Raw genomic sequence first — 12435 nt, 5'->3', positions numbered from 1 at the left:
CTAAAAACCCAGCAGAAAAAAAAACAAAAGCTTCAATCAAACTTTAAAACAATTAAAAACATCCTTAAAAAGACAAAAACAAAACAAAATATAATCCCGACAAAAAAACAAAAATAACAACAACCTAAAAATAATTATTCATACGACAAGAGAAGCCTGATAGATTCCCCACTTCGACGCTCAAGCGAATATCAACAACCAAAAAAACTTGAAATTAGAACGTCGACAAAAGCAACAATAAACATAGAAATCTTCAGGAGCATCTAATGAATAAATCCTTGTCTGTATTTGCAGCCAGCATTTTAGCGCTCGCCGTGACCGGCAACGCCACTGCTGAGGACAAGCGTTATATCGTGACTTTCAAGCAGGGAAAAGGCGAATCCGTTAAGTCCTTTATGAAGAAGAGAGGCGGAAGACAGGCTGTTGAAATACGCCGCCAGAATGCGATGGCAGCACATATGTCTGCAACAACCCTAAAAGAAATGCGCTCGAACCCGGATGTTGCTTTTATTGAAGAAGACGTTAAGCGGTATCCGATGTCCCAGGAAACCCCCTACGGAATCACCATGGTGCAGGCAGATCAACTAGGTGATACTCAGGCCGGCAACCGCACAGTCTGTATTATTGATTCCGGCTACGACCTGGTTCACGAAGATTTGTCCGGAAACGCCGTCACTGGTACCAGTGACCCAAGCGGCGCAGGTAACTGGTATGAAGATCAAAGCGGTCACGGTACCCATGTGGCCGGCACTATCGCTGCGATGAATAATGGTACCGGTGTCGTTGGCGTGATGCCCAGCAGTAATATTAACCTGCATATTGTAAAAGTGTTTGATGGCGACGGCTGGGCCTACTCCTCCTCCCTAATGGCAGCCGCAGAGGTTTGTGCCGACAATGGTGCTAACGTCATCAATATGAGTCTGGGCGGTGAAAGTGCCAACTTCCTCGAAAGACGAACCTTTAACAACCTAAATCGCCAGGGAATCCTGTCCATCGCGGCAGCCGGAAACGACGGTAACACTGCGCACTCCTACCCAGCCTCATACTCCTCTGTTGTATCCGTCGGTGCTATCGATAGCGATAAAGCTATCTGGTCCTCCTCTCAGCAGACCAACCAAGTAGAACTCTCCGCGCCCGGTGTGCAGGTTCTATCTTCTGTTCCCACTGATACTGGCAGAATCTCTAGCTTAACCGTCGGCAGTGTTGACATCGAATCAGCCCCAATATCAGGCACCCCAGCTGGTGCAATCACCGGTTCAATGGAAGACTGTGGTACGGCTGAATCCGCTTGCACCAGTGCGGCAGGTAAGATTTGCCTGATTGCGCGAGGCAATATCAGCTTTGCGGAGAAAGTTTTAAATTGTGAGTCCGGTGGTGGTATCGGAGCGATTATTTACAACAATGAAGAGGGATTACTCTCCAGCGCAACCCTGAGCGATACTGTAACCACTATTCCTTCGGTTGGTATTTCTGACACTGACGGTGCAACTCTACTCACGCAGCTGAGTGCCAGCGTAGATTTGGAAAATGAGGCTACAAGCTACGAATATTTCAATGGCACTTCCATGGCTACCCCACACGTTGCCGGTGTTGCCGCATTGATATGGAGCCACTTCCCCAACTGTAGCAACACAGATATCCGCAACGCTCTAACGGCTACAGCCGAAGACCTCGGTGATGCGGGAAGAGATAATGCTTACGGCTACGGCCTCATCCAGGCAAAAGCAGCCTATGACTACTTGGATACCTACGGCTGTTCCGGCTCCTGATCCTATTCGGATTAAATAGGGCTTGAGTAAGAAAGGGGAGCAAAGCTCCCCTTTCCTTTGTCAGAACCGAGAAAAACCTGTTGAGAGTTTTTATAGATAGCCACAGGGTTAAGAAACTATTTGGGACTCAAGATATATCCACCCCCGTACGGAAATCGCTCTCAGAGAGTAATCCCTCAGCGAGCAGCTGCTTTAAAACCCCCGAACACCGTTCTCTCAAAGTATCACGCACTAATCGTACCGTCGGTGTTATTGACTGCCTCCCCGGAGATACCAACCATAGCTCCGTCGCCTTGGGTTTATAGTCACGCATAGTGGCCACTACCTGACCGGAAAGTAAATCCGCAGACATATCCAAACATGACTTAATGGCAAGTCCATAGCCAGAGGTACACCAACGCCGCACCAGGTCACCGTCATTCGACGACCTATTCCCAGACATACGTATCTTGTATATCTCTTCGCCCCGAAAAAACTCCCAATTATTGTGCACAATCTCGTGAAGTTGATAAAAAAGGCCATTATGTGCGGAGAGCTCCTCCGGTGTTTGCGGGGAACCGTTTTCCTGCAAATAGGCCGGGGTTGCACACAATAAACGGGGCACGTCACAAATCTTAAAACCATACAGGTTGGCATCCGCTGGGGGGCCGTAGCGCAACGCGATATCCACAGGATCCCGGTAAAAGTCCACTTGGCTATCACTGATATTCACTCTTAGACTCAGCCCCGGGTGTTCCTGCAACAATTGATCGAGCCAGGGAGTTACAAGGTTCCTTCCCAGGTCCGAGGATGCACCTATGCGAAGCTCGCCATCTATCTGACCGCTGTCTTCCTTGAGATTTTGCCGGGCGAGGTCCAAAGTCAGGAGGGCCTCCTCACATTTGGGAATAAACCTTTCCCCAGCACTGGATAGCCGCAATTGCCGCGTAGTGCGAATAAACAAGTCCGCTCCCAGCGCGCTCTCCACACGCTTGATCGCTGCGCTGGCAGTTGCAGTGCGTAAGTCGAGACTGGCGGCGGCCGCAGTGATACTGCGAAACTCGGCCACTTTAAGAATGACCCTCAAGTCTTCAAGCTGCATATTTTCAATATATTTTTGATAAAGATTCAAAGATTATAGTGTTTCTAGCGATGTAATCTAGATCTAGAATGACTTCATCAGCTCGACATCCCAGTCCTTACCCAGGAGGCAGCTAAGCTAGTCACTAGGTCTCCTCTGAAAGGATCAAGGAAAAGAGTACAAACCTTAATCCAACACATATTGAAACAAAGAGGTGTTCACATGAGCAGGCTCACTATCGTTGCCAACATTAAAGCCAAGGCCGACAAAATTGACCTGGTGAAATCTGAATTGTTAAAACTCATTAATACAACACGAGCAGAAGCTGGTTGCATTAATTACAACCTTCATCAAGACAATGACAATCCTGCACACTTCCTGTTTTATGAAAATTGGGAAACTCGCGATCTGTGGCAAACCCACATGAACAATAAGCACCTGGAAGACTATATGAAGGCAACCGAGGGCGCCGTTGAAGAGTTTGTATTGAATGAAATGACCGAGATTGATAACTAATCAAACTCGGTGTGTTATCCAGGTTCCCGCCTGGATAACACCGAGCTAATAAATACACTTCTTCAAAAGGCTTTCCCGGTAAATTAAGCGTAAAATCCCTTCGACGGAGCAACTCTTCGTCTAGAGCTATTCCCCAATAGCAACCCAGCCAAATAAAATATTAATCAACAAGTCCGGATTGCCAATTAAGGTTGATAATTACCTGTAAATTAAGCTGTCGGTTTATCTGGGTCGGCCATCCTTTGCACTCAATCAGACCCTATGCTTAAATTATTCCATTAACAGCCACTAATAAACATAATTAGCCTGAAGGATTTATGGAACTGGAATTTTTAACGGCAACCCTGTTTAACCTGGGCATTAACCTGATTTATACGCTGCTAGCGTTATTTATTGGTATCACCGCACTGATTACCATTGATAAGAAACTGCTTCGCTCTGTAGATATCGAAGGCGAGCTAAAAAATGGCAATATCGCCGTATCTATATTTGCATCAACCATATTGATATTTGTTGCCATCATTATTTCGTTTGGCCTCAAGGGATAGCACTATGCGCAAGTGGCTGGCTATCACACTGATACTTTCCCTCGCACTGATCACCCCTGAACTTGTACGGCGAGCGAATACACAGGAGCCGCCAACTAAAAGCACACCGGAAATCCCCCTTTCCGATAATTTACGGAGCTTTGGTAGCAGCGGCAGTCAGTTAGCCAGTATTGTGGACTCACAACAAGGTGTAGTGCGAGTGGTGGGTACCCGCTACCCTCTGGAAGAAAAAACCATCCAGAAAGTAGTCGACAAACGCTCACTGGAAGAGAGCGCTCATGTCTCAGTGTGGAACTGGCAGGGAATTGAGGCGGCGACAGCGTCCGCCCGGGGACTGGACCAGCAACACCACTTTGCCAACAGCTACCTGGTGGGGTTCAAGCCCTTTAAGACTCAACAGCTTTGGGTGCCTCTTTATACACTGGCTATGAATAAAGAGTACCAATACGATCACCTGCAATACGCCGGTTTGTCAGACATTTGGCAAACATCCCGGCAGGCCTATTACCAAAAGCGTGGTGACTGTGAAGACCACGCTATTTTACTGGCAGATTGGCTGATCGAATTGGGAGTTGATGCGCGGGTGGCACTCGGAACCCATAAAGGTCAGGGTCACGCCTGGGTAGTGGCCATCTTAAACGATCAAGAGTACCTGCTGGAGGCAACCAGCAAACGCCGCCAGACCAGCTGGCAAGCCATGCCCCTGGCAGCGCTGGCGGAGGGTTACGATGCGGAATTTCAGTTTAACCGCCACTTTTTCTGGGCGAAGAAAAACCCAACCCCCACTCGACAATACCGAGGAAATCACTGGGTAAAGAAGTCCCAGTTTATTCGCGGTTAATGCCCAAAGGGGGTGAGCGTTTACAGCCCACCCCTTTTATCCGTTTCAGATCAGATCGGAGATCCTGGCGGCAACGCTTTAACCGCACCAGGTTTTACTTCCAGCTTGCCCTGCTTAAAGGCATCGATGCGCTGTGCCTCATAGTAATAGTGCGCACTATAGCCCTCAGGATCATCGCCAAACAGCCGCATAGAACCAATTTCTTGAAGAAGTTTTGCCAGCTCCAAATGCGCTTTGGCCCGCACTGATTCGTCTGCCTTTGCATTACTGGCCAGTAACATCAACTGCTCGATATAGGCGTGATTAACTCGCTGGTGCACACTCGCCTGCAGACCGGTATAACCCTCACCCTGCAGAGCCAGCGCGCTCAAGCGCTGCAATAGGCTAGCAAACCCCGGTACCTCACTGCTGCGGGCACTCTGTTGATTCATTCGCGCCGCGCGCTGCGGGTCCATCAGGATTGATAGCGTATGCCCAGCAGCCGCTTCCGCCAGAGCCACCCCATCAAAAGCTACCCCCGTATATGAGGGGAAGCTCTCGATAGTACGTTCGTAGCCATAGGACTTGGGCGGAATCAGCTGCAAGACCTGCTCCGGCAAGGTGAGAAACTGCGGCGAAAGTGTATCCAACAGTGCATCAATTGCCCGCTGTTGTCGCTCTGCGGGCACCAGGGTATAGCTATTTTGATCGGTACCGTTGTAGACATAGTCATAGTCCAAGCCACCAATCAATTTGCCCACAGCCTCCGCCTGGTAGCGATGACCGTAGTACACAGGCACCAGGGTCTCTTCCAGGTCAGAGCGGGGCGCGGATAACGGCGCTGCCGCCGCAGAGAAGTTATCCAGGGCATGACGCCTCAAGTCGACCATCCGCTGGAATTCCATCAATGGGTCGGTGCCGTTGTCCCAAAGGTGTGAGACTGCGTGAGCATTATTGATGGTGCGGGAGTCCGGGTCTGAAATAAAGCGCAGCTCTTGTTCCCCGGCCTCAGCGATAACACTGTCGAGATAACTTTTTTCATCATCGCTCTCGCCATAGCCGTAGCGAACCGCCAACTTATCCCAACTGCCGATGCCAGTGGCGTAGGCATCTGTCAGGTCCAACTTACCTCCCAGCAGAGAGACCAGCGGAGCCGGGTAATCCATTACTGAAGCGCGCTCTTCGCTACTGGCAGCAAAGTTGTGCGCCAGCCCCAGGGTGTGGCCTACTTCGTGAGCGGATAGCTGACGGATACGGGCCAGGGCCATATTCTTTAGCTGCTCAGTACTGACGGTGTGGCCGCGGTAGGGCTGTACAAGCCCTTGAGCAATCAGAAAGTCCTGGCGAACACGCAGGGACCCCAAGGTAACATTGCCTTTTAGAATTTCGCCGGTGCGGGGATCGTAAACCGAATAACCGTAGGACCAACCGCGAGTGGAGCGGTGTACCCAATTAATCACGTTATAGCGAACATCCAAAGGATCGACGCCTTCCGGCAGAATCTCTACGCGAAACGCATTTTTAAATCCTGCTGCAGCGAATGCCTGGTCCCACCAGCTCGCCCCTTCGATCAGGGCGCTGCGCACCGGCTCAGGAACTCCGGAATCTACGTAGTAAACAATCGGCTCCACAACCTCATCGCTACCCGACTTCTTCTCCAGTCGATGACGGTAGATATAACGCTGGTCCAGAGGCTCTTCAATCGCCGTAGCGTAATCTCGATAAGCGAACGGGAAGTAGCCACTGCGGCTGTGAAAACGGCGGGGCTCATAGTCGTTATCTGGCAATTCAATCAGGGAGATATGCTGGCGCAGGGACACCAATGTAGGGGTCGGAACCACTTCGCGCAGATAGTTTCCCGGAGCTGATCCAGCAAAAGTTAGCTGGGCCTCAAACTCACTATTCTTGGGAAAGTTTTTTGTGCGGGGCAGATAAACTGCCGACTTGCTCTTATCCACACTGTAACTGCCCTGCTCTGCGCCCTTGAGACGTGTAGCAATGCCGTGCTGATCGCTCAACAGGAAGGGCGTAAAGTCCACCAGTACCGCCTTATCGCTCTGGGCAAGCACCTTGAAGCCCCAGAGTACGGACGAAGCGAAAGCTTCCTCAACCGCGCGGCGCTCAGCCGCATTTGCTGATTGGGCACGGTATTTCAGGTTCACCTGATGCAGTAAAACCTTGTTACCCGACTGCTGGAACTTCACCAAGCGGCTCTCACCCACCTGGTTGCGATCCAGGCCCACCGGGTTTGAACCCAGTCCCTGGGCCAGCCCAGTGAGCAAGAGCAACTCGCGCTCAAACTCATCGATCTCCAGCAACACCCGGCCGTTAGCCTCGTCCCAGTAAAAGTCGTGGAAGCCGCTGTGCCTATGCATGCCTGCGGTGTACTCCGCGATGCTCCCGGCCTGTGCCATTGTGCTGACTATCAAGAAGCACAGTGCGGCAATGTGCCTGCTTATGGACATTGAATACCCTCAATTTATTAAGTGTTATAGGCTAAAAATACAGAATACCCGCTGGAACATCCATGCTTGGCCATCACTCCCCGGGCCTGCGTCAGGAAAAAATGAAAAATATTTCAAGCTGCCTGCATCTGTTCGGCTACCCAGGCGCGTCACATTGAAAAGACACACAATAGGAAACCGGCATATGTGGAAGCCAATCGCACTTTCAACCCTGATAGGCCTCGGTATCAGTTCACAGGCATTGGCCCACGATTCTTTCCATGTCGATACCAGCACCTGCACAGTGTCTACAAATTACGCTATTGAAGTAGGCCCGGACTTTTTCACCGTCGAAGGGGAAGGCGGAAAACTGGTGACATTTCAGGTGCCCAACCAGCTATCAGTGGATGGTGAGTTGCTGCCCCTCAATTCTCAGCAGGAGCAACTGCTTCAGGAATACCGTCAGCAGCTTCACATCGCCGGTCGCGACACACTGGTACTCACCCTTGAGGCGGTCGATATCGCAATGGATGGCCTATCCATTGCCATCAGCACCCTCGCCGGGCCGGACCACCCGGATATCCTCGAACTCCAACAGTTTTCCGCCGACCTGATCCAGCGCACTGAGGACCGCCTCAATCAAGAGGGCGAGATCTACCAGCTGGGAAACGAGGAAATGGGTAACTATATAGAGAAAACCATCTCTGAAGAGTTTGAACCCCGTATCGAACGCCTCGCTATGGAGTCCGCGGGAACTATTGCCTGGCATGCCTTCAAAGCTGCCTTTACCGGCGGGGATAGCATTGAGGAACAGGCCACTGAAGAGGCGGAGCGGTTACTGGAACAGCGCGGTAAAAGTATTGAGCAGTCTGCAAACCGCTTGTGTACACAACTGGAATCCATCGATCGACTGGAAACCGACCTACATCAGCAGGTACCAGAACTCAGTCACTACGACATAGTTAAAGCCGGCCTGGTTGTCATCAATTAGGCGCTCTTGATTTTCATCCCCCCAAACTCGGCCGCACTGCGGCCTCTTTTTTAAATTTTCCACTGTATTGTCACAGCCCCTGACGCTGCAAAAACTCCATTGCGTCGGTGACACTTTGTTCAGCATTTTCGACATGGGACATATGCCCCATCTTCTGATATACGATTAACTCTCCATTAGGCAACTTGTCAGAGAAATACTTTCCTACGGACAAGGGAATAATTTGATCTTCTGCCCCCCAGATAAATAAAACTGGAATTTTAATAGTCTCCAAGTCCGGCAATGACTGGAAATTGATTGTGGCATTAGCAACCAAATTGATCGCTGTACCGCGATTCTTCTCATAGCGGGAAAGCAAATAGATTCGTTCCAACATTTCCCCCGACAGAGCCTGCGGATTGTAGAAAAATTTGGAAGCCAGCATTTTTCTCAATAATCCACGACTACCAATGTGCGCAACCATTTTTCGCCCCCAATGGCTGGTGGCAAATCGAGCAATACCAGCAGGCATTTCCAGTCCCTTGCCACATTTATAACCACCGGGAGAGACAAGAATAGCGGCCTTGGGTATATTCGGATGTCCTGTTAAATAGCGTAAAACCCCATTTCCACCAAATGAATGGCCAGCGATCACATAGTCCCTAAGTTTCAGGGTTGCGACAAATTCTGCAATAAAATCGGCAAAATGCTTAGGTGTATAAGTGCCTCCTGGTAACGGGTCGGTCAATCCATGCCCAGGTAAGTCCACCAAAATAACATGATATTTTTCTGCCAATTTTGTCGCCCAGGCATTCCAGGCGCTCAGTGAATCACCACCACCGTGAAGGCAAAGTATATTAACGCCATCAATTGGCCCCATCTCGCGATAATTAACGGATAAACCACCGGCTAGCGAAAGTTGATTAAAAGAGAATTTCAGTAGCTCATTGCGACTTAAACTGGGACTACAAAACGCCATCCACAGAAGCCAGAGTAGAATTAGAAAAAGAATTAAAACCAGCCAAAAAGTCATCGTTCTACCCGAGCCCCTCACCTTTATGCGCTGAAAAAGTGGCTGAGTTGGCGGAAATAGTAATACCGCAAGCAAAAGCTTGAAAATAATGGCCCAGATCCGCGCCCATTCAACAAGGATAGACGGCTCTCGTAACTGAAACTGGCTGCTACCGCCAAAGGGGGAAACAAGAGGGCCTCCAAATAATTCACCAACTACCCCAGCCTGACCTAAAAGACGTAAACATTAAGTGCTATTTACTTTAGAAGGCCCCCTAGTACTTCAAGTCACACAAAGGGTTATCTGGACATCTGAGCCTCCGTCGCCCGGCAAATAGCATCCAGGGTAAGGGCAATATCATTATCGGTAGTCGCCCAGGAACAGACGCTAATACGCAGGGCCGCTTTTCCTCTCCAGGTAGTCGTTCCAAACCAGCAAACGCCCTCCTCCTGTATGGTCCTGACTATCTCTTGAATGTCTTCCGCAGTGCCAATAGTTGCCACCACCTGGTTTAACACTACATCGTTAAGGATCTCATAGCCCATTTCTGCCAAGCCTTCGCACAGATGCTGGGCATGGATACAGCAGCGATCAATCATCGCCGCTACTCCCTTCGGGCCCATCTCCTGAATCGTCGCCCACACTTCCACCCCTCTGGCCCGACGTGAGAATTCTGGCACCATATCCTTGGGGGGCACCAGCGATCCCACTTGCAAGTATGGCGCCTGGGTTGTCATCACATTGTGTACAGCCCCCGGCTTTCGACAAATTGCCAAACCGCAGTCATAAGGCGTATTTAGCCATTTATGAGCATCTACAGCCCAGGAATCTGCTTGTTCTACTCCAGTAGTCAACACTGATTTCACTGGAGATGCCGCTGCCCACAAACCAAAGGCACCGTCGACATGTACCCAGGCACCTTTGGATTTAGCTTCGAGAATTATGTCTGCAAACGGATCAAAACTGCCGGAGTTTACGTTGCCCGCCTGAAGGCAAATAATGGTGGTTTCATCAACCTCGGGAAAAGTATCTGCTCGCACCCTCCCCTGTTCATCACAGAGCGCTTTAATCACCTGATCCATACCAAATCCAAGAATAGAGAGCGCCTTGTGAACTGTGACATGGGACTGTTCAGAAACAACAATACGCAGTGGCGGCGCACCGGCTAGCCCGCTTTTTGCCAGGTCGATATTTAATTTTTGATAAAGCGTATTTCGCGCAGCAGCCAAGCACACCATATTGGCCATAGATGACCCTGTGGTGAAACCCACACTACTTTCCATCGGCAAGGTTAACAATTCCAATATCCAGTTTGCCGCAATACGCTCCAGATAAATTGCAGAAGGCGCCGACGCCTCCAGAACCGCCACTTGGTCCCAAACGGCGTTCATTACCGCCGCGCCCATAGAAGCTGGCGTAGCCCCACCTACCACCAATCCGAAAAATCGCCCACCGGTACTGGCAACTGTTGCCGGAGAACCATAACGATGCAGGCTCTCGACAACAGCCTCTGCCGGTTCCCCAGCCCGGGCCAAGTCGCTGTTAAAAAATTGCATTTGATCAATATCAAAGGCGGACGGACTTACGCGGCGATCGCGAATATCGGAAACATACTCCTCAGCGTACCGCGCTGCCAGGGATAGTACTTCTATGGCATTAGAAAAATTTTTGCTGTCATTATTATCCATCTTCGCCCCCTCAACTCCTTTTCCAGTACCTGATCTAGTATAAAAAATTAATTACTCTATTAGACTTAAACTAATAAAAAATTAATTAAAACGATACGAACAATAAGGACAAAAACACCTATCTTTATGGCAAGAATCGCTTTTAGATAAAGTTGAAATAACAATAAACCTGGCACGTTTGAAGACAAGGATTAACTTGAAAGGACTTTTTATCTAGTGCTATCTTCTGCCCCAACATAACCAGTCGGGGCTCATACAGTGTTTGCTTACTTGGGGTTTATCTCGCTGGTATGGATGGTTGTAGGTGTTACATTGGCAGGAGCAAAATACTCTGGCTATAGCCATTCAAGACAATTCTGTAGCGAACTAGGAGCCGTTGGAAGCCCAACCCAGAAGCTCTCCCCCCTCATCAACAACTACCCACTTGGCATATTATTCTTCTTATTTGGCCTGCATATAATTCAAATTGAACAGGCCCCAGTTGTACTTACCATCATTGGAGTTTTAATTATCATCCACGGTATTGGAACCTGGGTTGCGGGTTATTTTCCTATGGATGCAGATCCCTATACAAAAACCCCTAGTCTTGAATGCCAGATACACTCCTGGGCGGGGATGCTTATGTTGTTGTCTTTACTCATTGCGCCATTGCTAAGTACTTTCAGTAGTTACTTCTCAATAGAATTCAGGCTATTTAGTACAGCCTGCTTGCTCGCTTCTATCTATTTTACTGTTACCTTAAAAAAAGCCTACGAAGAAAAAACCAACCCCGGTCTGCACCAACGTCTCAGCTATGGAGCACAGTTGATATGGTTAACGGGGCTTTCCTTTAATCTGATAACGAGCTGACAAATAATTTATAGCAACTTGGAGTGATCAATCTGATAACGCTTCGAGAACAGTAAAAGCCCCTTCTGGGAGAAAGTAATCGCCCTGGAGTCCGCTCTTCTTACCGCCCACTGCTTTGCCAAGGCATCTTCGAGTATCCATTGACCCAAGCTGCCTGCAAGGTGGCTTTTTCGTTCGCTCCAGTCTAAGCATGACTTGCAAACAGGGCGCTTACGCTGCTTAAAACTAGCTACGGCTGCCCCTCGCTCCTGAAAAAATATTTCACCCTCTCTAGTCAAGGAAACTTGCTGTGATTGCTCGGAGAGCAACTCACTAGCCAAGAGGGCCTCGTACAATAGTACACCAGCCATTCCTGCTAAATGGTCATAGCAGATGCGGGACTTCCTTAAATCTGGATCTGCGGGTCCAGTGGTAACTTTTTGAGGTACCAGGGTGCTACTCAGATTGAGCAGTGCCTCTAGCGCTTCGGCAACTTGATGACTCGCCAGCTGAAAGTACTTGTGCCTACCCTGCTTGCGAACTATCAGCAGCTTGCTATCTACCAGCTTGAAAAGATGGTTACTTGCAGTCTGTGCAGTCACATCAGCCTCACAGGCTAACTCTGTTGCTGTCAGTGCTTTTCCACTCATAAGCGCCATCAATATTTTTGAGCGCGCCCGATCCCCAATCAAACTGGATATTACCGAAATGTCAGGTTCCATGGTTATCCTCGCAACAGTTCGCTGAACACCGAAGTATAGAAAATTAAACCATCTAGAA

11 protein-coding genes are annotated in these 12435 nt (G+C 49.4%); 6 read left to right on the top strand and 5 right to left on the bottom strand.

Translation table 11 applies throughout. The features are described 5' to 3' along the window. Window positions 1-266: 266 nt before the first annotated feature. Window positions 267-1769 (top strand): S8 family serine peptidase, encoded by a 1503-nt coding sequence (locus ACJJIS_RS00435; RefSeq protein WP_475709195.1) that lies wholly within the window; start codon window positions 267-269, stop codon window positions 1767-1769. 127 nt (window positions 1770-1896) lie between these two features. Here ACJJIS_RS00435 and ACJJIS_RS00430 read toward each other — a convergent pair whose 3' ends face one another. Further along, window positions 1897-2880, bottom strand: coding sequence for a LysR family transcriptional regulator (locus ACJJIS_RS00430; protein WP_475709194.1), 984 nt, complete (start codon window positions 2878-2880; stop codon window positions 1897-1899). 171 nt (window positions 2881-3051) lie between these two features. On the opposite strand from ACJJIS_RS00430, the gene ACJJIS_RS00425 reads away from it, so the two are divergent. From ACJJIS_RS00425 to ACJJIS_RS00415, 3 genes are all read left to right on the top strand, one after another. Further along, window positions 3052-3345, top strand: coding sequence for a putative quinol monooxygenase (locus ACJJIS_RS00425; RefSeq protein ID WP_282930872.1), 294 nt, complete (start codon window positions 3052-3054; stop codon window positions 3343-3345). A 317-nt stretch (window positions 3346-3662) separates the two neighbouring features. Then, window positions 3663-3893: a DUF350 domain-containing protein gene (locus ACJJIS_RS00420; RefSeq protein WP_108734840.1), complete on the top strand. Its 231-nt coding sequence runs from the start codon at window positions 3663-3665 to the stop codon at window positions 3891-3893. 4 nt (window positions 3894-3897) lie between these two features. After that, complete coding sequence (locus tag ACJJIS_RS00415; protein ID WP_282930871.1) at window positions 3898-4734, top strand: transglutaminase domain-containing protein; 837 nt, start codon at window positions 3898-3900, stop codon at window positions 4732-4734. 50 nt (window positions 4735-4784) lie between these two features. On the opposite strand, the gene ACJJIS_RS00410 is transcribed toward ACJJIS_RS00415, so the two are convergent. Continuing rightward, on the bottom strand, window positions 4785-7178 hold the full coding sequence (locus ACJJIS_RS00410; protein WP_444958872.1) for a zinc-dependent metalloprotease: 2394 nt from the start codon (window positions 7176-7178) through the stop codon (window positions 4785-4787). 184 nt (window positions 7179-7362) lie between these two features. Here ACJJIS_RS00410 and ACJJIS_RS00405 point away from each other — a divergent pair, with 184 nt between their 5' ends. After that, window positions 7363-8148, top strand: coding sequence for a DUF2884 family protein (locus tag ACJJIS_RS00405; protein WP_475709193.1), 786 nt, complete (start codon window positions 7363-7365; stop codon window positions 8146-8148). 70 nt (window positions 8149-8218) lie between these two features. On the opposite strand, the gene ACJJIS_RS00400 is transcribed toward ACJJIS_RS00405, so the two are convergent. Next, complete coding sequence (locus ACJJIS_RS00400) at window positions 8219-9106, bottom strand: alpha/beta fold hydrolase (protein ID WP_475709192.1); 888 nt, start codon at window positions 9104-9106, stop codon at window positions 8219-8221. 332 nt (window positions 9107-9438) lie between these two features. Continuing rightward, on the bottom strand, window positions 9439-10827 hold the full coding sequence (locus ACJJIS_RS00395) for a pyridoxal phosphate-dependent decarboxylase family protein (protein WP_475709191.1): 1389 nt from the start codon (window positions 10825-10827) through the stop codon (window positions 9439-9441). 258 nt (window positions 10828-11085) lie between these two features. Here ACJJIS_RS00395 and ACJJIS_RS00390 point away from each other — a divergent pair, with 258 nt between their 5' ends. Further along, a complete protein-coding gene (locus ACJJIS_RS00390; protein ID WP_444926171.1) occupies window positions 11086-11676 on the top strand; it encodes a DUF998 domain-containing protein in 591 nt (196 codons plus the stop codon). An 8-nt stretch (window positions 11677-11684) separates the two neighbouring features. On the opposite strand, the gene ACJJIS_RS00385 is transcribed toward ACJJIS_RS00390, so the two are convergent. Continuing rightward, on the bottom strand, window positions 11685-12377 hold the full coding sequence (locus tag ACJJIS_RS00385; RefSeq protein WP_444906972.1) for an ArsR/SmtB family transcription factor: 693 nt from the start codon (window positions 12375-12377) through the stop codon (window positions 11685-11687). Window positions 12378-12435 lie beyond the last annotated feature (58 nt).

The organism is Microbulbifer maximicatervae (SeqCode) (assembly GCF_056231245.1).
Note: the sequence above shows the minus strand (reverse complement) of the source record. Positions and strands in the feature narration are given on the sequence as shown.